The 25,145-nt window shown below is 35.1% G+C and carries 16 protein-coding genes; 13 read left to right on the plus strand and 3 right to left on the minus strand.

Going from position 1 to position 25,145, the window contains the following annotated elements; translation table 11 throughout:
* Positions 1-1,287: 1,287 nt before the first annotated feature.
* Positions 1,288-1,536 carry a Ycf34 family protein gene (locus ACP6PM_RS22405; protein WP_426588528.1) on the minus strand — a complete coding sequence of 83 codons (249 nt, stop codon included), beginning with the start codon at positions 1,534-1,536 and terminating at the stop codon, positions 1,288-1,290.
* A gap of 419 nt (positions 1,537-1,955) precedes the next feature.
* Here ACP6PM_RS22405 and ACP6PM_RS22410 point away from each other — a divergent pair, with 419 nt between their 5' ends.
* A complete protein-coding gene (locus ACP6PM_RS22410) occupies positions 1,956-3,236 on the plus strand; it encodes a tRNA nucleotidyltransferase/poly(A) polymerase-related protein (protein ID WP_426588530.1) in 1,281 nt (426 codons plus the stop codon).
* A gap of 423 nt (positions 3,237-3,659) precedes the next feature.
* Positions 3,660-4,481 (plus strand): sulfotransferase family protein, encoded by an 822-nt coding sequence (locus tag ACP6PM_RS22415; RefSeq protein WP_426588532.1) that lies wholly within the window; start codon positions 3,660-3,662, stop codon positions 4,479-4,481.
* A 680-nt stretch (positions 4,482-5,161) separates the two neighbouring features.
* Here the strand turns inward: ACP6PM_RS22415 and ACP6PM_RS22420 are convergent.
* On the minus strand, positions 5,162-11,059 hold the full coding sequence (locus ACP6PM_RS22420) for a trifunctional serine/threonine-protein kinase/ATP-binding protein/sensor histidine kinase (protein WP_426588534.1): 5,898 nt from the start codon (positions 11,057-11,059) through the stop codon (positions 5,162-5,164).
* Positions 11,060-12,249: 1,190 nt separating this feature from the next.
* Here ACP6PM_RS22420 and ACP6PM_RS22425 point away from each other — a divergent pair.
* The 3 genes from ACP6PM_RS22425 to ACP6PM_RS22435 all read left to right on the plus strand — a co-directional run bounded on the left by ACP6PM_RS22425 (position 12,250) and on the right by ACP6PM_RS22435 (position 16,983).
* A complete protein-coding gene (locus ACP6PM_RS22425; protein ID WP_426588537.1) occupies positions 12,250-15,309 on the plus strand; it encodes a plasmid replication protein, CyRepA1 family in 3,060 nt (1,019 codons plus the stop codon).
* A gap of 379 nt (positions 15,310-15,688) precedes the next feature.
* Positions 15,689-15,889, plus strand: coding sequence for a hypothetical protein (locus ACP6PM_RS22430; protein ID WP_426588539.1), 201 nt, complete (start codon positions 15,689-15,691; stop codon positions 15,887-15,889).
* A 116-nt stretch (positions 15,890-16,005) separates the two neighbouring features.
* Complete coding sequence (locus ACP6PM_RS22435) at positions 16,006-16,983, plus strand: LysR family transcriptional regulator (protein ID WP_426588541.1); 978 nt, start codon at positions 16,006-16,008, stop codon at positions 16,981-16,983.
* A gap of 87 nt (positions 16,984-17,070) precedes the next feature.
* Here the strand turns inward: ACP6PM_RS22435 and ACP6PM_RS22440 are convergent, their stop codons facing one another.
* Positions 17,071-17,292: a hypothetical protein gene (locus ACP6PM_RS22440; protein WP_426588543.1), complete on the minus strand. Its 222-nt coding sequence runs from the start codon at positions 17,290-17,292 to the stop codon at positions 17,071-17,073.
* A 713-nt stretch (positions 17,293-18,005) separates the two neighbouring features.
* Between ACP6PM_RS22440 and ACP6PM_RS22445 the strand changes: the two genes are divergently transcribed.
* The 8 genes from ACP6PM_RS22445 to ACP6PM_RS22480 all read left to right on the plus strand — a co-directional run bounded on the left by ACP6PM_RS22445 (position 18,006) and on the right by ACP6PM_RS22480 (position 25,013).
* Complete coding sequence (locus ACP6PM_RS22445) at positions 18,006-19,064, plus strand: anthranilate phosphoribosyltransferase family protein (protein ID WP_426588545.1); 1,059 nt, start codon at positions 18,006-18,008, stop codon at positions 19,062-19,064.
* A gap of 254 nt (positions 19,065-19,318) precedes the next feature.
* Positions 19,319-19,945: a ParA family protein gene (locus ACP6PM_RS22450; protein WP_426588547.1), complete on the plus strand. Its 627-nt coding sequence runs from the start codon at positions 19,319-19,321 to the stop codon at positions 19,943-19,945.
* A gap of 120 nt (positions 19,946-20,065) precedes the next feature.
* Entirely contained in the window at positions 20,066-20,389 is a 324-nt protein-coding gene (locus tag ACP6PM_RS22455) for a hypothetical protein (RefSeq protein WP_426588549.1), read from the plus strand.
* A gap of 56 nt (positions 20,390-20,445) precedes the next feature.
* Positions 20,446-20,655: a hypothetical protein gene (locus ACP6PM_RS22460; RefSeq protein WP_426588551.1), complete on the plus strand. Its 210-nt coding sequence runs from the start codon at positions 20,446-20,448 to the stop codon at positions 20,653-20,655.
* Positions 20,656-20,775: 120 nt separating this feature from the next.
* Entirely contained in the window at positions 20,776-21,087 is a 312-nt protein-coding gene (locus ACP6PM_RS22465; RefSeq protein ID WP_426588580.1) for a Uma2 family endonuclease, read from the plus strand.
* Between the two features lie 874 nt (positions 21,088-21,961).
* Positions 21,962-23,161, plus strand: coding sequence for an RNA-guided endonuclease InsQ/TnpB family protein (locus ACP6PM_RS22470; protein WP_426588553.1), 1,200 nt, complete (start codon positions 21,962-21,964; stop codon positions 23,159-23,161).
* A 19-nt stretch (positions 23,162-23,180) separates the two neighbouring features.
* Entirely contained in the window at positions 23,181-23,465 is a 285-nt protein-coding gene (locus ACP6PM_RS22475) for a calcium-binding protein (RefSeq protein WP_426588555.1), read from the plus strand.
* Between the two features lie 27 nt (positions 23,466-23,492).
* The gene (locus ACP6PM_RS22480; RefSeq protein WP_426588557.1) at positions 23,493-25,013 is read left to right on the plus strand and encodes a PQQ-dependent sugar dehydrogenase; all 1,521 of its coding nucleotides are present in this window, start codon (positions 23,493-23,495) and stop codon (positions 25,011-25,013) included.
* Positions 25,014-25,145: the final 132 nt, after the last annotated feature.

The raw sequence follows: 25,145 nt of genomic DNA on the forward strand, positions 1-25,145 counted from the left end.
CTTAAATACTTCTTCATGGCCATCTTTAGCTTTTTTTTACAAACAGTCTCTTAAGCAACAGGAATTAAAGTTTTAGAGTTTTGATGTATTTTGAGATTTTGATGGTTAATTGTCTTTGGATAGAGGAAATTTTTTTAATTATCCAGATAGAGTAAATCTCCAGAACTCTGATTTGTTTACAGCATTAGAGCTGCTATGGAATAAATTCAGAATATATTGAGATTTTTATGATTTATTCTATTTGAATAGAGGAGATTTTTTTCAGTTATCCAGATAGAGTAAATCTCAATAACTCTGATTTTTTTTACAGCAGTCGATAAAATTCGGGAAGTAGGCGAAAAACTTAAATATAGTAGTCGCCATTACTAGGGCGGATATTCTCGCTCTTCTCAAATTTATTCACAGCAATAATTTAATTTCCCACTTCTGAATTATGACTTCTAACTTCTGACTTTAGCTATATATTCTCTCCCTTTTTCCTACCCCTCTACTCTCAGTATTTTGGTAAGCATTCAGCTATTAGAATTCAGCTTTTCCTGTAGAATGCTGCGCAAACAGCTTTTAAATGTAATAACTTGACTTCGGTTAGCACTCATGTGACCAATTTATTCATAAGTTTTAATTTTCCTTGAAGACTAATTCCTCCTGAATGTGTGATAATTGATTAATAACTCATAGCTGATAGCTGTTAACGTTAGCGAAGCTCCTCTGAAAGAGGCAGTTCCGACCCAGGAGGCTAGCTGACGGCTGAATGCTTACGTATTTTGATACCTATAACTAGGGTAAATTATTGATAGTGAACTTTTTACAGAAGTTAAAAGTTAAAATTTAAAAGTCAAAAGTAATATTTTATAGGCTCAAAACTTTTACTATATAGTAATTTGAGGAAATTATTTCATACATTACATATAATTTGAAACTATTTGTAACATCTTTCAAGTGAATTGGTATGAGATGAAGTGAGTGGAGTAATGGAGAAAAAGAAACAAGGAAAAATCCTCTAATACTATTTATTTAACCAATAATATCGATCTAATCTCTTCCTACTCTCCCACTTTTGCTTCTCTCCAAAGCTTTGAAGACTTATGGGTAAGGAATATATCTAAAAATAAGGGGGGATAAAAAGTTATATGAAATACGAAAAATAATGGTACTTAATTAATATCCCCATCTCCTCATCTCCTCATCTCCTCATCACTCCATCTCCCTTTTTAAGGAGATAAAAAAACAATATTCTTTATTTCAAACCTCCCTATTATTAGAGATGCTGATAACTAATAACTGATTTTAGGTAGGGACAAGTTCGCCTGGCCTTAATTTTGCCCATTTACCCATTTCTTGTAGAAAACTTTCACAACCGACAACATCCCATTCCATCTCAATTTCGTCTTGTTTGGGACGAATATTGACATTAATAGTAGGTTCAACCGGTTCAAAATCTGGATTTTCTGTTAAATGAAGTTGTTCGTGCTGAGTTTCTACAGCATGATAAGTGACACACCGATCTACATAGTGGCAGTTAACACAAATACACATTTGTAAGTACCTCGTTGATGGTCAAGTTTCATCTTAATTGATACAATAATTTTCTATCTTAAATGATTTGATAAGTTGTCAGCATTCAGCTCCTAGCAGTCAGCTATGAGCAATTAATAATAAATAATTACTCCTCAAGTCAAGGGAGCGTAGTTTGGCAGTAACTTTTTATTCTCTCTAAATTTCAAAGGTTGCTGTTACCTCATCCTCTGATCAATAACTCATAGCTAATAGCTGACGGTTGAATACTTACGATAAGTTTATATTTTAACCCAAATTAATTTGATCTGGAATCGAGCAATTTTTGTCCTAGAGACAAAGGTTATTCCAGGGGAAAAATATATTTTTTTCAGACATAATGTTAACTTTAACCTAGGTAACACTCTAACTGCAAAGAAATTCATTTGATTTTTGTGGCAATGTCGATAAATTCCCTGTCTGCTTTATCACCGGAAAATTGGCCATTTGACGGAAGAATGCTCCCCCAACCTGTTTATTTAGTAGGTGGTTCGGTGCGGGATGCTTTGCTAAAACGGAAGAGGGAATATTTGGATTTAGATTTTATTATCCTTGACCAAGCAGTTAGTATTGCCAGAAATATTGCCAAGGAATATCAAGCGGGGTTTGTGGTTTTAGATGCGGAACGAAAAATTGCCAGGGTAGTATTTAAAGGAACGACAGTTGATTTTGCTGAGATTGAAGGTGATAGTCTGGAGGAAGATTTATGGCGACGAGATTTTACGATAAATGCTATTGCCTATAATCCTTTTACTGATGAATTGATAGATTTATTTAATGCTCTGAAAGATTTGCAAGAGGGTATTATTAGAATGGTAAAATCTGGGAATCTTAGAGAGGACCCCCTCCGACTATTACGCGCATATCGTCAAGCAGCACAATTAGGTTTTGTTATTTCGCCAGAAACTCAAACAACTATTCGAGAGTTTGCACCTTTGCTTACCCAAGTCGCAGCAGAAAGAGTGCAGACAGAATTAGGTTATTTATTGAGTCATCCTCAAGGAATGGTTTGGATAGAAAAAGCTTGGAAAAATGGTCTACTCTCAGATTATTTTCCCGCAGCAACAGAAAATCTGGAAATAGGAAAAAAGGTAGAGATAGTAGTAGAGCAGTTAGAAAAAAATTGGTCTAATTTGGGAGTAGAGTTAGCAACTGGGGTGCGCGATACCGTCAAAACATCTTTATCTTTATTGGCGATCGCTAAATTAGCAATATTAGTTAATCCTGACGCAGAAAAAGCGGAAGTAGAATTGATGCGGTTGAAATATAGCAATGCAGAAATTAAAAGTACAATTGCCGTGATTAAAGGTTTAGCAAAACTGTCAGAAAGAGAAATTTCTCAGATGTCTGTTAGACAGCAATATTTTTTATTTCAAGAAATAGGAAAAAATTTTCCTGCTCTAGCAGTTGTAGCAGTGGCAAAAGGAATATCTAGAGAGGAAATTAATTGTTTAATTCAACGTTATATTAATCCAGACGATCCAGTTGCTCATCCCATAGCTTTATTGAATGGAAATGATTTAATTACAACTCTAAAATTACCTAAAAGTCCGATAGTTGGTCAGCTTTTAACAGAAATTAAAATAGCGCGAGCTGAAGAAAAGATTTTTACTAAAGGCGAAGCAATTAAATTAGCAGAAAAGTTAATTCAATCAAAAGAGGGAATAGGGAATAGGGAATAGGGAGTAGGGGAGTAGGGGAGTAGAGGAGTATGGGAAAAGTAAAAATAAGAATAATTAACAATAAATAATGTGCTAATTATCAAAAAGTTTCTATGTGCCTATGTTAATTACTTAATAATTGAAGTATCACCTAAAGTCTAGGATTCTTTTTTTTAATTGGTATAACAATAGTTTTGATGATTTTTAAATTCCTGGCGATCGATAAAGTTAATTTTGAATAGTAGAAGTCATTAGAGGTTAGCTATTATCACTTTTTTATACTAAATCCTGTTTTGAAAGTAAGGTTTATGGTTTATCGTGAGGTAAAGCAGAAGGCAGAAGGGTTAGAAAGGAATTTGAAAAACGTAGTTTTGATAATCGGATTTAGTATTACTTCTAAATTCTTACTTCTTACTTCTAAATTCTAAATTCTAAATTCCTAACATGACATACTTTTTTATTGGTGGATGTCCTCGCTCTGGAACTACTTTATTACAAAATATTATTTGCTCCGATACCAATGTTAATCCGTTAATTGGAGAAGTAGGTTATCTGTATCATTTAGTTAATGCTTATAGTACGGGTAAAATAGATTTTGAAAGCCAGAGCAAATATTATTTTTCTGATATAACAGAACTCAGAAATTTTAGTGCTGAATTAGTCAATAAATTTTTAGAACATATTCGGAAATGTTATATTGATGCTACTCATATTATTCTCAAATATCCCCTCATAGGAGAATTATTTCCAGATATTTATGAGTTGGTAGAAGATGTAAAATTTATATTGATTATCAGAGATCCGCGAGATACTATTGCTTCTTTAATTAATGTCGGAAATAAAATGGCAAGTTTGGGTGAAAATAGACATTTAACTCCCATGTTTACAGAAAGAAAATTATCAGAATTTATAGAATTTTATCGCCGTGCTTATGCACCTTCCTGGAATTGTAAATTAGTAAGCTTTCAAAGTAAGGTTGCTTATATCAAATATGAACATTTGGTACTTAATCCCACTGTAGCTATTCAACAACTTCAAGATTTTACTGGTTTAAATTTAAGTAGCTCTATAAAAGATGATAAATGGCAGCGGAGTCAAATTAATTATAGTCAGTTAAGTGATGCAGAAAAACCTTGGTATTCAGAACTTTATGGCAAAGGAATATCACCTGCAAGTGTGGGGAGTTATCGTCAGGTTTTGCGACAGGAAGAAATTAATTTTATTCAGAGAGAGGCAGCAGATATATTCAGAATTTTTGGTTATTAAAAAGTAGCTACCTAATAAATTTAGAATTTAGAATGGCTTTGTTGTATGAAAACATATAGCTACCGCACAATAGGCAAGCATATGTACTTCATACTTCTACAACTATTGTCCAATAGACATCTCCAAAAATCAAAAATGAAATCAATTCACCCTTCTGAAATCAACAATTTCATTCCCTCCATACCTATTCCCTCTCTTGGTGCGCGTTCCGCAAGCGAGCTGTCGTCGTCGCGGAGTCGCACCGCTATTCCCTATTCCCTGACTTCTACAACTATTGTCCAATAAATAAATCAAACATCAAGCAACAAGCAACCTTAGATAAAAAATGCTGAAACTTATACCTGTAAAGGCTTTTAGAGATTTAACTATTGGCCAATAGAATAATAGAAATAGGGTGATATAGCTGCCACTAGGTTCACCTTTTATGTCGGCTCTGGCAACCGAAAAGCGGAACGGATGTTCTATGGCTATTACAACAAAGCCACTGGAGAGTACAAAGTTATTCTAAAAAAAGATTTACTTTCATTCTTGAAAGTATTACTGATAAAAGCTTACAGCACATACAGCTCAGTCTCGCGAGTTTCTAACTTGGAGTAGCCATGGCTAGCCATGGCTACTCCAAGAACTTTGTACTGTCTAGTTATTAATTATTAATTATTAATTATTTCCCCCCTTTTTAGTTAAATTTTTCTTTTTGCAGTCATAGGTAGGGTAATCATAAATTCTGTACCTTCTCCCAATTGAGATTTCACTGTAATTGTACCGCCATGTTTTTCTACTACAATAGACTTAGTGATCGCCAATCCTAAACCCGTACCTTTTCCGACAGCTTTTGTAGTAAATAAATGGTCAAATATTTTTTGTTTAACTGATTCACTCATTCCCTTACCATTATCAGCAATAGTAATTTTTACCTTTTCATTTTCGACCGATGTTTGAATTGTAATTCGGTTAGGATTAGCTTCAATTTTGGTAAAATTGCGACCGAGATTTGATTCATCCAAAGCATCAATCCCATTGGCAATAATATTCATAAATACCTGATTTAATTGACCAGGGAAGCAATTAATCACAGGGATATTACCGTAGTTGGTCACAACTTCAATAGCTGGACGAGTCTGATTAGCTTTGAGACGATGTTTGAGAATTAAGAGAGTGCTATCAATCCCTTCATGGATATTAAACGGTACTTTGTAATCTTTGTCAGCACGAGAAAAAGTGCGGAGACTGGTACTGATGTTTTTGAGTCTGTCGCACGCCATCATCATCGAATCAATCATCTTGGGTAAGTCTTCTAAGCTATAATCTAAGTCAATTTCTTCGGCATGATCGATAATTTCATCGGTTTTGTTAGGGAGACTTTCTTGATAGAGTCGTAAATGTTCAATAATATCTGTAATAGTAGGTTTAGCTAGCTCGATACTCGCGGAAATAAAGCCCAAAGGATTGTTCATTTCATGGCCGACTCCGGCTACTAAGTTACCCAAGGCCGACATCTTTTCACTTTGGATAATTTGTAATTGAGCTTGTTGCAGGTCAGTTAGTGCTTTTTGTAAATCTTGGGATTTTTGCTCTAAAGCAAGTTCAGCTTGTTTGCGACGACTAATATCCCATGTCATCCCATCCAAAACCAGAGTTCCATCAGCACGTTGGGCAATTCGAGCTTCGCAGTGAACCCACTTGATGATTCCTGATGGTGTTACCATACGGCCTTCCCAATGCCAGGGATCTAGGTTTTGTATAGAGTCGGCAATAGACTGATTATGCTCAATAATATCATCTGGATGTATCATATCTGTGAGAATTTGAATATTGCTAATCGCTTCTTCTGCGGTGACTTCGTAGAAACGATAACAGTCAGCACTCATGTAGGTCAAAGTTCTGAGTCCCGATGGACTAATGCAAAATTGATAAACAAGACCAGGTACATTGTCTACCAGATTATGAAAACGAGAGTTGCTTGCACTTAATTCGGATAATGATTGCTCTAGCTGTTGCGCATATTGCTGTGACCGCTCATAAAGTCGGGAATTTTCCAGAGAAATAGCCACTTGAGTACAGAGTAGATTGAGGAGTTCGACGCTATCCCTGGTAAATGCTCCCGTTGCTAAATTATTTTCTAGATATAAGATTCCCTGTAACTTGCCTTGATGTAAAATTGGGCTACACAAAATACTCTTAGGCTGCTGACTTATGATGTACTGGTCATTAGTTAAGCTCGGCTCGTTACTCACATCAACAAACATAACAGTCTGCCTTTCATGCTTCACTTTATAAATTAGCTTCAGGGGAATCACCTGACTATCCTCAATAGGAAGGTGCTGCAACACAACTGGCTCTTTCCCCACGGTAACCGACCCTTCAATCAGCAAGCGTTCTTCTGGCAGGAGCATTAACACACATTTATCAGCTCCCGCATTTTCGATGACGATGGAAAGTAGTAATGACAGTAGTTTTTCTAGTTCCATTTCACTAGAGAGTGCTTGGTAAGCTTTGAGAATGGTAGCTAAATCTAAGGCAGCAGAGACACTGCTGGTAGCAGTTGCGGAACTCGTCGATGTGAGAGTCCCTAATGGCAAAGTAGTTTCGTGATTCAAAAGGGTCGAACTGGTTCGCTGTAGTATGGCAGTCAGCAGTTGGGGATAGCGTTTTTCTAAGTCGGCGATTTTGGCTTTTGCTCCCCAACGAACATAACAGTAGTAAGCTTCCTGCATATAGCCGCTCGCGACTTTTTGTTTGCCCCAATCTAAGTAAAATTTGGCTGCCAGTTCGTTACCGAGTGCTTCTTCTTGGATATATTCGTTTTCTTGGGCTAGTGAAATAGCGCGCTCGTACAATTCTATAGCTTCCGTTTTGTTACCCAAGACGCGGTATCGTTCTGCTTCTACTAAATAAAACTTTGACAAATAATTTTCTGGGGAACGATCTGCCCAATTTTTCATTTTTTGTTGATTAGCAGCGACTAATTTCAACACATCTTCTTGTGTCGATGTGATTAGTTGATTCCATGCTGCTAATCTTGCCAAGGAATCATAGAAGGGAAAAATTGGTACGGCAGCATTACCGACTAAAACGCCAATGTAAGTTTTACCTAATTCTGCTGTAGCGATCGCCTCGGAATAATCATCAAACAGATAGTGCAGAAACAATTTTGAGAGATAAAGTTGGGCTAGTGCGTAGGCATCATTAGCTTCCTGATGTACTGATAACATGGTTGTTTCTTGATAAGCAGATCCATTCAGTTCCCAAGGTTTTTGATCGTCATCTACGTCATCCAATAGATTTAAAATTAACTGCCAATAAATTTTTAAGTAGGTGCAAATTGTTTGTTGATTAAATTCACCCATTGCAGCAGTGTAGTTAGCTATCTTTTGTTCAGTCTCAGTCAATTCTTGCCCGCTCCAAAATGAATTGAGGCTATTATTTAAGGCGCAATATCCGACAAACTCAATCTCTCCGCGATCGATACCAACTTTATAGCCTTTTTCTAAAAATTTGATTGTAGTGTGTAGCGGTTGTTGCCAATGACGAATGAACCCATTAAAAATATTCAAAATTCGACATTCAAACTGCTGACAATCAAATTTATCTAACAGTTGATTTGCCAGTATTCCAAATTTATAGCCTAATTCAATGTTGCCTAAGACACCGCAGAGAATCAGTCCATACATTACGTAAGCATAAGCTGAAAGTTCTGTGTTGCCAAATTCTAATGATAAATTCACTTGTTTCAAAACCAGCAGAGGCAACAAGTCTGGTGCGCCTACATAAGCTGGTGCAATGGTAGTTGAGATAATTTGCATGGCAGCAAGTTGATCGGGATCTGTCATTTTTGGCAAGGTAATCAGTTCTTCAATTTCCCAACCGCTTAAATTATTTTTTGTCTCTTCAATTGCTGGTTCTAAATCTACTTTTTCGGGATACGCTCCAAAGTTAATCTCTAGTTTTTCTAATACTTCTAATCCTGTTGATACGGCATCTTGCAACTTGTTTTGTGCAGTCAAAGCTTGAATATTAATGTCGTAAATTTTCACTTTGTCTAAAAAAGTTTTAGCGTTTTGCAACACAGTTTCTACGCATTTTTTCATCTGTTCAAAACTGCCATTAAGATAAGCGGTTTCGGCAGCAGATTCAAACAAAGTTAACGCCAGGATATAGTTAGTTTGCCAAGAATTTTCAGCAAGTAATTTGCATCCAGTAAATAAATATTCTATTGCACTTGCATAAGCAGTTGCCGCCTTAGCTTTACGCCCCGCAAGTAAATTTAACTCCGCTAATTCATGTCGTTTCAGCCGCTCTTTAATTAATTCCGAACCAAAATTTAATTGATTGACAATGGCAAAAATATTTTCTTCTAGTTCATTTTTTGATGTGCTGTTAAGCAACAAATTTCCAAGTTTTAAATGAGTGGTTTGTTTCTGATTTTCAGGTATCAGTGAATAAGCTGCTTGCTGGATACGATCGTGTAAAAATTTATATGAAGCTGTTACTTTTCCATTATCATCGCCCAAATTATTAATGAATGAATCTTGTTGATAAAACTTGTAAATATCGCTAATGGGTAAAATCAATCCTGACTGCAACGCTTTCCACAAATCGGCAGATGTTTCTACCTCTAATTGCTCCGAGACAATTGCTAAAGTTGCTAAATCAAACTGATTACCAATACAAGCAGCTAACTGCAATATATTTTGAGTTGATGTTGGCAATTTTTGTAATTGAAGTGCCATAAATTCAACGACATCATCTGTAAGTGCTTGCTGATTTACTCGTGCCATATCGCATTGCCAACACCCTAATTGAAAATCAAATTCAATCAGTTTTTCCTGATACAATGCTTTGAGAAATTGTGTCGCAAAAAATGGATTTCCTTGAGTTTTTTGATGAATTAATTGAGAAAAACTTAAGGCTAAATTTTCTGTACATTTCAGTGTATCAGCAACTAATTTATTAACTTGTACTTTACTCAATGGCAATAAAGTAATCGTATTAACTATTGCCTCTGTTTTTTCAATTTCACTCAAAGTTAACATCAATGGATGTGCTGGATTAACTTCATTATCACGATATGCTCCAATTAAAAATAGATAATTTGTATCAGCAATTAATAACTGTATTAACTTCAATGATGCTGAGTCTGCCCATTGTAAATCATCTAAAAACATCACTAATGGATGTTCTACACTGGTAAATACTTGAGTGAATTTTTGAAATAATAAATTAAATCTATTTTGAGCTGCTGTACCTAATAATTCCGTTACAGGTCGTTGTTCGCCAATAATTTTTTCTAATTCCGGGATAACTTCAATAATAACTTGCCCATTCTCTCCAACAGCCTCTAATATCTTGCCTTTCCATTCCTGAATTTTACTATCACTTTCTGTTAATAATTGCCCCATTAAATCTCGGAAAGCTTGCACAAATGCACTGAAAGGAATATTCCTTTGAAATTGGTCATATTTTCCTTTAATAAAATAACCCCGTTGCCTCACAATAGGTTTATGAACTTCATTAACAACCGCTGTTTTACCAATCCCTGAAAACCCAGCTACCAACATCATTTCTGCTCTGACTTCACCCCCCTTACTAAGAGGAGACTGGGGGGGATTACTAACTCTTTCAAAAGCTTCAAGTAGGGCTAATACTTCTGCCTCTCGTCCATAAAGTTTGTCAGGAATAATAAAGCGATCGCTAATATCCCGTTGCCCAATTTCAAAATCTTCAATTTCCCCAGTTTCTATTAGTTGGTGTAAACAAGTTTCTATATCTAATTTTAATCCTAATGCACTTTGATAGCGGTCTTCTGCATTTTTTGCCATCAACTTACTGACAATTTTTGAAAGTACAGACGGAATTTGTGGGTTAATTTCATTGACTACAGGTGGTGATTTTGCCAGATGACAATGTACTAATTCCATTGCATCATTTGATGTAAATGGTAACTCTCCTGTGAGTAATTTGTAGAATGTTATACCTAAAGAATAGAAGTCTGTACGATAATCAATGCCACGATTCATTCGGCCTGTTTGTTCGGGAGAAATATAAGCAAGAGTTCCTTCTAAAATATTAGGATTAACCAGTGTTTGGGTTTCTTTTGGTAGTAGAGAAGCGATGCTAAAGTCGATTAATTTTAGTTGTTGGGTTTCGGGATTAATTAATATATTGCTAGGTTTAATATCTTTATGAATAATGCGTTCGTGATAGAGTATATCTAAGGCATTGCAGAGGCTAATTGCAACTTCTAAAAACTCTATTAAATATAGTTTTTTTTCCTTTTTGACAAGCCATTCTTGAAGAGAAATACCGCCAAAGTCTTCCATTACCAAGGCATAACCATTTTCGTATGGTTCTAGGCTATAAGTATGGATAATTAGGGGAGAATTAAGATTTTTAGTAATGGTATATTGATTGCGAAATTGTACTAATTCGCTAAAACTGGGATAATCATTTTTCAGTAGTTTGATAACTACAGGTAATTGGTCACTTACTCGATACCCTTGATAAACAATAGTTCTATAACCATTGTAGAGTTCTTTGCTGATGTGATATCCTAAAAGATTTACTTTTTTGCTAACCATAGTGCTAAATCCTATAAATCCTGTAGAGTTCTAAATTTAGTATTCTAAAATTTTTGAATTAGTTGACAAAATCATAGTAAAAATTGTAGCTGCTAACTCGTATTCCGGCAATCTTAAGTAGGTTTAGGAATTTTGAATTTATGATACTCCAAGCTATAAATGATTGTCTGGCAATTTTATGGCGATCAAGCCACCAGAATTGATATTACTCCCCATTTTTATCAGATACTGTTGCTCAATTAAATATACAGCAGATTCCATGTAAATCTGGCAAGTAGTTCATAGTCTAAATAATCAAAGCTTATTTAATAAAATACTCAGGATTGGAAAAACTATATTCTTTCCTACTCCCTACTCCCTACTCCCTGCTGTACTTCATAAACCTGGAATACGCTATAAATAAACTATTTCTGATTCTCATTCTTAAGGATTCATCAAAATAATTTATCCTCCTACTAATTCCATTTGATAGTCTGGATGTTCGGCTACCAATTTCTCTTAAGTAGGTAAGCATAAATAAACATTAAAACGAAAAATCTGAAAATAAAACTAGAAGCCTATTTTTAAAAGGTTTTCACTAGAAATATGAATTTCCATCGCTATTTTACGGATAATTACACCCACCTAGTTAATATCCTCATAATTATTATCTGGGAACATAGCAATTTTGGTAATATTTTTCTCATATAGTAATCCTATTTAAGTTGTAATATTTTGGTGGTAGGGGCGAATGGCTATTCGCCCCTACATGAGTCATAATTTACTCATGTTTTCAGTTCAAATTAACTATTATAAAAATTGTCACAATCAATGCGCGGATTGCTATAGATATCTCCAAAAAATAAACTTCCCCTTTGTTTAATATAAGCAAGAGAAGTCAAAGTCACTTCACTTTCGTTTTTCGTACCTTTTTCCTAAAAATATCTTCCCTGTTGCCTACTATGCGCAAAAAGTCTATATCTTTATTCGGAGATATCTAATGGCGAGGCGATCGCAATTAATCTTTGTTCCTTGTTATATATTTTGCTATTTTATTATATCAATGATAATGATATAATTTAAGACTGTTTAAAAATCATCCATAGAGGCCATTAGTTATGAAGTCTTAGGAAAAACTTTATATATATATAGTGTATTTTTCTCTTATAATAAAAATCCGTCACTATATATAGAGTAGAGTGCATTCTTACATGACCCCTAATACCCAACCACAAATTAATTATTTCCGAGAATGGACTAATAGCTGTGTTGATGACCAATTAATCCACCTGAATGTTGTCCCATTAGAAGGACAACGACCTTATGAATTTTTATTTTATTCTAATGCCATTCCTCGACGTAATGATGGTCGAGTAACGAGCGAAATATTAAAGCGATACCAACATATTGAAGAAGGTGGATGGTGGTGTTCTGGAATTGATTTACTCTCAGGAGAAGAAGACCTTTGGGGTTGTTTCAAACCTAGTCAACCACGTCATAGTTACGATCAAAAAAAATTAATTAAATACGAACATCCTCCCAAAACTCCTACCAGTTTATTTGCTCTAAAAATTCCCCTACATTTATGGCAGAAAATAGCTAGTCATTATCAATTAGAAATTCTCCCAGAAGATATTGATAATAATCAACCAGACCAGGGTTTTTGGCAATGGTTTATCGCCCATCCTCAAATACCTTTATGTATTACTGAAGGAGCGAAAAAAGCAGGAGCTTTACTAACAGCATCTTATGTAGCTATTGCATTACCAGGAGTATTTGGTGGATACCGAGTTTCGAGAGACGAATATGGCAACCGCATTGGCAAACCAAATTTAATTCCCCAGTTAGAAAAGCTGATTAATAATCATCGAGAAATTTATATTGCATTTGACCAAGATACTAAACCTAAAACTATTAAAAATGTTAATGCTGCCATTAGAAAAACTGGATATTTACTCAGAAGAAAGGGATGCAAAGTTAAAGTAATTTCCTGGAATCCAGAATTAGGTAAAGGAGTAGATGATTTAATCGCTAATCAGGGAAAAAATATTTTTGATGAGGCTTATGAAAAGGCATTACCTTTAGAACTTTGGAAAGCTAAATCATTTAGCCGTCTCACATATCCCGTAAATCTGAGAGTTAATAGCCGCTATCTTTCAGAACAAAATATTTTTGCTTATTTAGGCAATAAGAATTTACAGAAATTAGATAATCTCGATTTAGCTTATAGTACAAATTTTCCAGCAAAACTTGTAGGGATAAAATCTGCTAAAGGAACTGGAAAAACTAAGTTGTTAGAAAAAATAGTTGCTGAAGCTGTAGCTCGTAATCAAAAAGTTTTAGTTATTGGTCATCGGGTGCAATTAGTACAAGAATTATGTCAACGTTTTGGATTGAAATATATTACAGAAGTCAATTCAGAATCCCAAAAATCCCAAGATAAATTATTAGGCTTAGGTTTATGTATTGACTCTTTGCATCCTAATTCCCAAGCAAACTTTAATCCGGAAACTTGGTCGGATGGAATAGTAATTATTGATGAAGTTGAACAGGTAATTTGGCATGGTTTAAATTCTAATACTTGTAGGCAAAGTAGAGTAGAAATTCTCAGATGTTTTCAAGCATTAATGCAAAATGTTTTAGGAGGTATAGGTCAAGTATTTATAGCTGATGCTGACCTCAGCGATATTTCCATAGATTATTTACAAGCTTTAGCAAGAGTAAAGCTCGAACCTTTTATTATTCAAAATGATTGGTTGCCTGGAGAAAAAGAAGCTTGGCAAATTTTTAATTATCCAGAAACAACTCCCAAAAGATTAATAGCAGATTTACAAAAACATATTCGTGAAGGTGGCAAACCAATGGTTTGTTTATCAGCACAAAAACTAACAAGTAAATGGGGAACTCGTGCCTTAGAAGCTTATCTCAAAAAACAGTTTCCCCAATTAAAAATTCTGAGAATAGATTCGGAATCTTTAGCAGAACCAAATCATCCTGCTTATGGTTGTATCAAGTCATTAAATCAAGTATTACCAAAATATGATATTATCTTAGCTTCTCCCTCAATTGAAACTGGAGTTAGTATTGATATTCAAGGGCATTTTACTTCAGTTTGGGCAATTGCTCAAGGAGTGCAGGGAGCAACATCTGTTTGTCAATCTTTGGGTAGAGTTCGTGAGAATATTCCCAGATATTTATGGGTAGCAAATTGTGGTTTTAATCAGGTAGGTAATGGTTCGACTTCCATAACTTCTTTACTTAATTCTGAACAGCGCTTAACTCAACTGAATATTAGATTATTACAACAATCTGATTTTGATAGCTTAGATGATTTGGAAGTAGGTTTTCAGGCAGAATCTTTTTTGTGTTGGGCAAAAATGGCGGTTCGTTTTAATGCTGGAATGAATCAATATCGACAGTCTGTTTTAGAATTTTTACGAATAGAAGGGCATCAGATTATAGAAATTTCTACAGAAGTTTTACCTGATAATTTAAAAGAAAAAAAAATCTCAGAAACCCCTACAGAACTTAATACTTTGCAGTCAGCTATAGCTACCGTAATCAAGCAAAATTATCAGACAGAATGTGAGGCGATCGCTACTGCAAAAAATATTAGTTTATCTGAGTATCAAAAACTCAAAAAAAGATTATCAAAACCAATTAAAAAACAACGAGAACAACGAAAATTTGAGTTAATGTTGCGTTATAACATTCCCATAACTGCTGAATTAGTTGAGAAAGACGATCGGGGATGGTATCAACAGTTGCAACTACATTATTTTATGACAGTAGGGCGACCATATTTAGCAGTGCGGGATGGAGAAGTAGCAAAAAAATTGTTGGATTTGGGTAAAGGTAATATTTTTATTCCTGATTTTAATGATTGTTTATTAGGTGCAATTATTGGAGTAATGGAACTATTAAAAATACCCTCATTACTCAAGGATAAACAACGGGAATTGAAAAATATCGATCCAGATTTACAATTATTAGGAAAAACAGCTTTGTCAAACCGAACAGAAATTAAAACCATATTAGGAATAGGATTAGCTGCCAACTCTAGTCCAGTTACAATTGTGGGACGTTTTTTAGATAAAATTGGTTATAGTTTGGAATTTTTACGAACAGAAACTCACCAGAAAAAGCGATTGCGAATTTATCGAATTGTTAATCCTGATGATGGTAGGTTTGAAGTATTTCAACAATGGTTGAGTGGGAGGAGATTAGAGAATGGAAACTCTTACCAGGGTAAAATTAAAATTGGATTATAATCGAATATGGAGAAACTGGCAATATTAATGTCGGCTTAAACGCTAAACTTTGGAACTGGAATCCCCAAACTAAACCAGGTAAAATTTTGATTTATCCACAGGTTTAAAACTCCCTAATGGTGCAAATTATTCTCCTGATTATTCTTGGATTAAAATTGAAATATGGAATAGTTTAACTCCCGAACAAAAAACTAGATTTTTACCTCTTTGCCATGATTTTTTTAGTGTAATAAATGTCACATGAACATAACTTATATGATATCCAATATCTAGTTTTTTTGAAATAATTTATCCTGATTTTATTGTGCTAAATAACTAGGATTTGCGCTCAAAAGTATGAATGAGTTCGGGTAGAACTCAGAATTCAGAATTCAGAATTATGAATTCTGAAGGAACAGGGAATTTAGAAGAATGTAGTCAGAAGAATTATCCCTTGATTTTTCTGCGATATTTAGCCTCAGATACTAAGTTTTTAGTTGCTCAAGCTGAAAAAGTTACACTTTTTTCCCATCTAAAAAGTCTAAAACATATATCTGTAAACGCTTTTAGATTTAATCGGCAAGCCCTAACTAGAGTGTAGTATGATTATGGTACTATTTTTTCCTTGAATAGAAAAAACCTGTATCATAATCTACCAAATCAAAACAGCCAATCTGCTATGATTCTAAATCACTAAAAAAACATCATCAAAACTCCATGCGCCTAGAGCAGTTGCAAGCCTTTCTATGGGTTGCAGAAACGGGTAGCTTTCAAGAAGCAGCACTAAAATGTAACGTCACCCAATCAACAGTCAGTCGGCAAATACAAGCCTTAGAAACAGAAGTCGGTGCTACCCTATTTCACCGTAGCAACCAAGCTAAACTAACCCTAGCAGGAGAACATTTGTGGCCTTATGCTCGGAAAATTTGCCAAGCTTGGGAAAATGCCACCCAAGAAATAGCCGAAATGCTAGCCGGAAAACAGCAAGAATTATGTGTCGCAGCTATTCACTCCGTCTGCGCTGCCTACCTCCCTCCTGTCTTGGAAAAATTTTGTCGCCACTACCCAGAAGTAAAATTACGGGTAACTGCTCTAGGAAGCGATCGGACCCTGAAAGTTCTCAAAGACGGTTTAGTAGATATCGCCATCGTCATGAATAACCGCTTATTTACCACCAGTCCAGAAATGGTAATGGATGTTCTCTATACCGAACCTATAGAAGTATTAATGGCAGCAAACCATCCCCTCACCAAATACAAACAAATACCCTGGGTGGAACTTATTCGCTACCCCCAAGTAGTTTTCAAAGATGGGTATGGAATGCAGAGATTAGTCAAAGAGCAATTTGAACGACTAGGAGCAAAACTCAATGCAGTATTAGAGTTAAATACCCTTGATGCTTTCCGAGGAGTAGTACGACAAGGAAATTTAATTGCTCTACTACCCTATTCAGCTTTAATAGATGCTAGACTTGACCCCACTCTAGCTATTAGAACAATAGGTATAACTCCTGCAACTTCTAAAGTATCATCAACAAAAGATTCTGTTTGGAGTCGTGAAGTGGTAGTAGTGACAACTAGCGATAGAATGGAAATTCCGCCAATAATATATTTTTGGCAGTTAGTTAAAGAATTAATTCCAGGAGGAGTCAGGAAAGTTAAAAGTCAAAAGTCAAAAGTCAAAAGTTCAAATTAATCTATGATATCAAATCCCTATAATTAGTTATTGGGTGGTGGTGCATTGTAATAGACATCTCCAAAAATTATCAAGCACTTACTATAACTATCTTTCAAGGAGCGATGTAGCTGCGGCACTTGCTCCCTCCGCCAACGCCAGTTTTTCCAGATAGTCATTTTTTACGCGCTTTTCTGATTCTTTTTTATGAGCATTTTCTCTTAATTTTCTTAACTGTATATCGGTTATACCAATGACTCTCTTTGTCTGTTCTGGATAGTTACTAAGATATTCTAATACTTGATTCAGATCGGGACTATATTTAGACACTAGACTACTATAATTTTATCTTATAGCGCTACTTGAATCGGGAATAGGGAACACTTAACTGGGAACAGGAGACTATCAAAGGATTTGAGGATTTATAAATGTCAAATACCTTAATGCGTAGCGCTATAATTTTTATTTTGGAGATGTCTAATGGTCGTCCATTGTAATTATTTTTGTTACGAGAACAGTGGGAGCATCTTGCTCCCGTGCTAGTAGGCATTGCTTGTTCCTATCTATACTATGGAAGCCCTAAGCGTATCTCCAGAAAAGAGGGAGTAGAGAGTAGGGGGAAAGAATTTATGAGTTAGTGTCGATAATGAGCATGATTTTTTATTATTAGATATGTCTATTTGGTATCAATCTCCAGGATATTTATTTTTGAGGAGCGCTCTGGGGTCTAGGGGAATTAGGCATGCTTGAGAAAAAGATTGAAAAATACTCCCATACACCTCCAATACCCCATCTTCCCACACGGACCACACTCCCTTTTCATAGATCCGCTTAGGGGTTCTATAGCACTACGTCTTTTGGTGTTTGACAATAAATTTTCCTTGTAACAGAACAGGGAATAGGGAATACGGAACAATGGTCGCCATGACAACTTTTCAGTATTAACTAATTCTTAGTAATGAAAAAGTAATGAAGCAGAATAGTTTTGATATCCTTAACTATATTTAAAACTACCAACTAAATTAACCGGAGAGATAAATCAGATGAGCGATCGCTTTCGAGAATTACTTAAAACCATTGGCAGTGGTACTCACACAGGGAAAAGTTTAACTCGCCAACAAGCAGCAGCAGCAATGGGAATGATGTTGTTAGGGGAAGCAACACCTGCCCAGATAGGTGCTTTCTTAATTGCTCACCGTATTAAGCGTCCCACTGGTGAGGAGTTGGCAGGAATGTTAGATGCCTACAAGGAATTAGGGCCAAAACTCCGAAGTCAACCATCTATGGGTGCAGTAACAGTATTAGGTTGTCCTTATGATGGGCGATCGCGTACTGCACCAGTCACCCCACTTACAGCTTTAATTTTGGCAACGGCAGGAGTGTTTGTTGTGATGCACGGTGGAGCGCGGATGCCGACCAAAGAAGGAGTACCTTTTCTTGAGATATGGCAGGGTTTGGAGGTTGAGTGGGAAAAATTATCGCTGATGGAGGTGCAACAAGTATTTGAGCAGACTGGTTTAGGGTTTGTTTATCTACCAGAACATTTTCCCCAAGCAGATGTTTTAGTAGAATACCGTCGAGACATTGGTAAACGACCACCTCTGGCAACGATGGAATTAATTTGGGTGCCGTTTATGGGAGAAGTTCATTTAGCTGCGGGATATGTTCATCCTCCTACAGAAGGTATGTTTCGTGAAGCATTGGAATTACATGGTTTGAAAAATTATACAACGGTGAAGGGGTTAGAGGGGAGTTGCGACTTACCACGCGATCGGACAGCTATTATTGGGGTGTCGATGCCATCTGGGTATAATGTCACGTTTGAACGTTTGTTGTTACATCCGAGTGACTATGGTTGTGGTGGGAAGGAGGTTGTATTAGGTTCAACTGCGGAGTTAGTAGAGGAGATGCAAAGAGTTTTGCAGGGTAAGGGTAGTGAGTTAATGTCAGCAGCTATTTGGAATGGGGGTTTTTATTTATGGCGTTGTGGAATTTGTTCTGATATTAACGAAGGTTTGTCAAAAGCGGAGAGTTTATTAAGCAGTGGTGAAGTTGGGGATAAGTTGAGGGAAACTAAGGCAAAAATTGGAGAAAAAATGTAGTAAAAAGTCAGGTAGGTTTGGCAGGGATAATTATACAACTAATCAGATAATTTAACGGTTATATTCCTTAACCTACCGAACATATTTCAATCTATTCAATTCAAATATAGAGATGCTATAACATAAGTGCTTTAGCACTATACTCGAAATATACCATGTGCATAATAGATTTTTATAGTTATAATTTGTGATATTTTTATGATAGACTAATGTAACTAAATACAAATCATTCTATATGTTGAAGGAGAAAAATTATGACGGCAAAAGTTATTTCTATGTTTAATAACAAAGGTGGTGTTGGGAAAACAACCATTATTTGGAATTTAGCTGTTTCTATAGCATCTATGGGTCATAATACACTTCTAATTGATTTTGACCCTCAATGCAATCTATCAATTGCTACAATTGGGTATGAAGAATTTGCTGAATATCTTAAGGAATCAGAGAAGTTTCCTTATGGCCGAACAATAAGAGCCTATGCGCAGCCTTACATTTACCAAATGCAGATTAATAACATACATTTAACCCAACCTAAGCATAAACCAGACCAACAATTAGAAAAGCCAGGAAATTTAGACATAGTACCTGGTGATTTTTGGTTGAATAAATTTGCTGACATCCTAACAGTTGGAACAGATGTAGTAAGTGGAGCTGGATTATATCGATTTTTAGTTCCATTACTATTAGTAAATAGACTATCTGACACATTTAACAAGTCATATGAATATGTCTTAATCGATCTACCTCCATCTTTTAATACACTTGTTCGGTCTGCTTTATACTGCTCAGACTATTTTTTAGTTCCTTGTACTCCTGACCTATTTTCTGCATATTGTATTGGTTTAATTGGTGAGGTATTACCCAGTTTTGTTAAGGATTGAAAGCAAGGAAAAGAGAGATTTCTGGAATCTAATAAATTTGATGACCTTGTATGACACAAAGGAAAACCAAAGTTTGGTGGCTGGATTTTTAATGGTTTTGATACTAAGGGTGGAAAAAAATTGGGAGCTGACCAATATCAATACGACAAGATATTAAAGATAATTGAAACAAGACTAATACCAGACCTTAAAAAAATATCTGATTATAATTGTGTTCCTGAGTTTATTAAAAATTTGGAACCAGTAGCCAATATCGAAGATTTAAATGTTATGGCTCCTGACAGTATAGGTCAAAACGTTCCAATTAAATATTTATCAACAAAAAAACCAACTAGAGGTGCAATAAGTTCTACTTCATGGAATCGAGGTCAGACTAGATTAATGGAGGATATGGACAAAGAATATGACAAATTAGGAAAGCATATAATTGATAATTTCACTTAGTAAATATAGTATTGGTAAAAAGCAATAAAAATTAAATATATTCTATCGGAGTAAGTATGAGTCATCCCCATATAGAAAGTAAATTTGCCATCTGCATCAACAACAAAAACTATCCAACCTCATTAGAAATTCGCAAAATTTATCAAGTCATTCCCGACACTACCGCCAGCAAACATCAAATGATTCGAGTCATCAACGAATCAAACAAAGATTACCTCTACCCAAGCAATTATTTCATCCCCATTGAATTACCAAAAGCAGCATGAATTGTCTTTTCCATAACACCTTAAAACCATGCAAATTAAACAACAAAAAAACTACACCCCACCGAATACCTAAACATTGAAACAAATTCACAACAACGACACGAATACATCAATGGTGAAATTATTTCCATGACTAGTGGAACTCCAAATCATAATCAGATTGCTCTTAATTTCAGTGCAGCTTTAAATTTTTCTCTCAAACGTCAACCTTATAGAGTATTTATTTCCGACCAACGACTTTGGATTCCGAAAAAACCCATCTATACTTATCCTGATGTGATGATTACTCCAAGTAATTTACAACTACAACAAGGAAGAAAAGATACAATTACTAACCCCATAATAATCGCGGAAGTTTTGTCAAATTCTACTAGAAATTATGACAAAGATAAAAAAAATGCAGCCTATCGAACTATTCCTAAATTTCAATAATATCTACTCATAGACCAATACACAATCCAAGTCGAACAATATTATAAAGCTGCTCAAAAACAATGGATTTTTTCAGAATATAATGAACTCGAATAAACTATCTCTCTTGACTCAATTAATTTTCAAATAACCCTGGCAGACATTTACGATAAAGTCGAATTTTAAACAACAGAAAACAACGATAATTAGAAAAATTCAAACTTATTTCTATTGGGTTTCGTTACTCTCAATTAATTTTCAAATAATCCAGGCAGATATTTATAATAAAGTTGAATTTGAAACAACAGAAAACAACGACAATTAAAAATATTTAAACTTATACCAAATTCAAAAAAGGTCGTTAGAGTATTAATCTCTAAATTACCGATAAATAAAGGTATAAAGCCTCTTCTTTAAAGGATAAAAAAGCGGTTGAGGGATGGCGAGGTCTCCTCGCCATATCCAATCAACCAAGAGAAGAAAAAAAATCCTTTTTAACCGATCCTATCTATTTTAAGAAGAGGTAATTATTAATTATTAATTATTAATTGTTAATTATTGAACACCAGCAGAGAAAACTACTGTAGCAATATTTTATGAAATTGGTATTATTTCTGTTGGGTTTCGTTCCTCAACCCAACCTACTGTAAATACTAAAAATCCTACTTACAAGAAGATCAGGATACTCTCAATAGTCAAAAATTAAATCTTGATAAACAACAAGTATCACTAATTCCTAACTTCTATACTATTAAAATAGTAAAAAATTTCAACTTAAATTCAAAAAGGAGTCCCGCGCTGTAATATCTGATTCAGCGTCGGGAGGAATTTTTGAGAACAAATAAAAATCTGTTTCACTATTGATTTTATTCACAATTTGAAGTATCGTATAATAATGAAACAGATAACGACTATATCCTGCAAATTGAAGGTTTCCCCAGAAGTAGCAAAAGAAATGAATGCTACCATGGAAATATTTGCTAATGCTTGTCAGTATGTTCATAACAATAGTGATCAGAAACTGACAAATAATGTGGCAATGCAATCTTTAATGTACGATACAGTTAGAGAAAAGTTTCAGTTATCAGCACAAACTACAATTCACGCCATTAGACGAGTATGTTCTAATCGCAAAACTTCTATAACTAATCATATTAAAAAAGAATTAACTTTTGCACCAACATCAGTTGATTACGACAGTAGAACATTTAGTTTAGATACAAAGAAATGGATTGTGAGTTTAAAGCTTTTGAGTAAGCGCACAAAGTTTGAGTTATTAATAGGTAATTATCAACGTGGAATATTAAAAGGTCGTAAGGCTACTTCAGCAGTCTTAACTAAAAGAAATGATGGAACTTACTATATAAATATTCATGTTAATCATATTGTTCCTGAGCCAAAGTCAACAAATAAAATAATAGGAATTGATTTAGGCAGGACAGATATAGCCTCAACATCTGAAGGTGAATCATGGTCAGGTAAAAATATAACTTCTAAGAGAAATCATTATTCTCAAATGAGAGCAGTTCTACAAAGAAAAGCATCTAAAGGCACTCGTAGTAGTCGGAGAAGATGTCGGCAACTACAGCAACGGTTATCAGGTAAAGAACGACGCTTTCAGAAACAGGTTAATCACGAAATAACAACTTATTTAGTCAAAAAAGCAGCGACTAATAAGAATTCAATTGCCATAGAAGATTTAGCTAATATTAGAAAAAGAACTAATCAGCAACCAAGAAGTAGGAAAGAAAGAAGATTATCTAATAGTTGGGCTTTTTATCAGTTCAGAATGTTTCTTGCTTATAAATGTGTGTTACATGGCGTGAAATTAATATTAGTTAATCCAGCATATACAAGCCTTACTTGCCACAAATGTTTGCATATAAGTCCGACAAAAGAAACTACATATAGAAAGGGTAAAAACTACCACTGCTTGAATTGTGGGTGGAAAGGCGATGCTGATTATAATGGTGCCAAAAATATAGCTGCTTTGGGGTTGAGTGTAAACCAGCCTAGAGGTTCAGAATTTCTGTCTTGTGCAGTAGTTCTAGGGCTACCAAAAGCCCGCGCTGTAAAGAATTTCAGCGCCGGGTAGTTTACTATATCTAAAAACAATGGTAGGTCCTACTCCTAACGGATTTTATGAATTAACTTTAGATTCTGATAATTTTCAGCTAACTCCTCAATTACTAGCAAATTTGCCTGGAGGTTTACTTGGTTTAAGTGGCAATGACTCAATTATTGGAGCTGAAGATGCAGAAATTATTAATGGTAATCGAGACAACGATTCAATTAGTGGAAATCAAGGCAATGACACAATATTCGGAGGCAAAAACTCAGACTCTATTTTCGGTGGAGATGGGGATGATTTTCTCAGTGGAAATTTAGGCAATGATTAAATTTTTGGTGATGCTGGAAACGATATATTGAGAGGAGGAAAAGAAGATGATTTTCTCAATGGTGGAGAGAGTGATGATAGTTTGTATGGAGATTTAGGAATAGATACTCTGATTGGAGGAAACGGTGCAGATGTATTTTTCCTTTCCCAAGAAGCAGACATAATTACTGACTTTTCAATAGGCGATCGCCTAGATTTACCATCAGGTTTAATAGCTAATGATTTAACATTTGAAACTACCACCCCAGGAGGCAACGATACTTTCATTAAAATTCGACAATCAGGAGAAATTATTGGTTTATTATTAGCTACCTTGCCAGCAGAAATAGACCAAAATACTTTATCTTTTATAGATATATCCGGTAATGGAAACCTTAACAGCAGCTTCATAGAAACCGAACCATTAGCATCAGAAAATATCCGCATTTCTCTAGATTCATTACCACAACCTTTTGCCAGTGATAGTGCTTCTAATCCTGCCGATATTATTCCAGTTCCTGATAATCCAACTTTGCAAGTTCCTGATGGATTTACAGTTAATGTATTTGCTGAAGATTTAGAAAGACCTCGTTGGTTAGCAGTCACTCCGACCGGAGATGTATTAGTAACAGAAACACCACTAAATCAAATCCGTTTATTGCGGGATACAGACGGCGATGGAACAACAGATTTTTCTCAGATTTTTGCCTCAGAAACAAATGGATTAAATCAACCTTTTGGCATGGCTTTTACTGAAGATTATTTTTATGTCGGAAACACAGATTCAATAGTTAGATACCCCTACAATATTGGGGATATACAAATTAACGGCACTGGTGAAAAAATTGCTGACTTACCAACAGGAGGTCATTGGACTCGGAACTTAGCAATTTCTGAAAATAATCAACTTTTTGTTTCTATTGGTTCCCTCTCCAATGTATCTGTCGAACCATTACCTAGAGCATCAGTTCAAGTAATGAATTTAGATGCTTCCGATCGACAAACTTTTGCTTTTGGTTTAAGAAATCCAGTAGGTTTAGACTTTAACCCAATTACAGGTCAACTTTATACTACTGTAAATGAACGGGATGGATTAGGAGATGACTTAGTTCCTGATTATTTAACAGGATTAGAACAAGGTGAATTTTATGGTTGGCCTTATGCTTATTTATCTCCTAATTTGGAAGACCCCAGAAGAACAGGAGAAAATCCTAATTTAGTAACTCAAACTCAAACTCCTGATGTTTTATTTCAATCCCATTCTGCACCTTTAGGACTCCAATTTTATGATGAAGCAACTTTTCCAGAAGAATATCAAAATGGAGCATTTGTTGCATTTCGAGGAAGTTGGAATCGTCAGGAACCTACAGGTTATAAATTAGTATTTGCACCCTTTGATGAAAGTGGAAATCCTACAGGAGAATATCGAGACTTTTTAACAGGATTTTTGGATATTTCAGAGGAAACAACTTGGGGTCGTCCGACTGGTTTACAGGTATTGCCAGATGGAAGTTTATTATTTACTGAAGAAGTGAATAATCGGGTTTATCGTATTCAATATAATGAGTGATATTAAATCCGAGACTAATATTTGGGGCGGTATGTTATGTAGCGAATTTAACAGAATTTATTGATCTACTGACTAAAATATAGTATGTGTAATTTTATAATTGTTACTTAATCAAAACTATAGTGCTATAGT

It is taken from the genome of Dapis brunnea BLCC-M229 (genome assembly GCF_050015995.1).
In the GTDB taxonomy this organism is placed as follows: Bacteria; Cyanobacteriota; Cyanobacteriia; order Cyanobacteriales; family Microcoleaceae; genus Trichodesmium.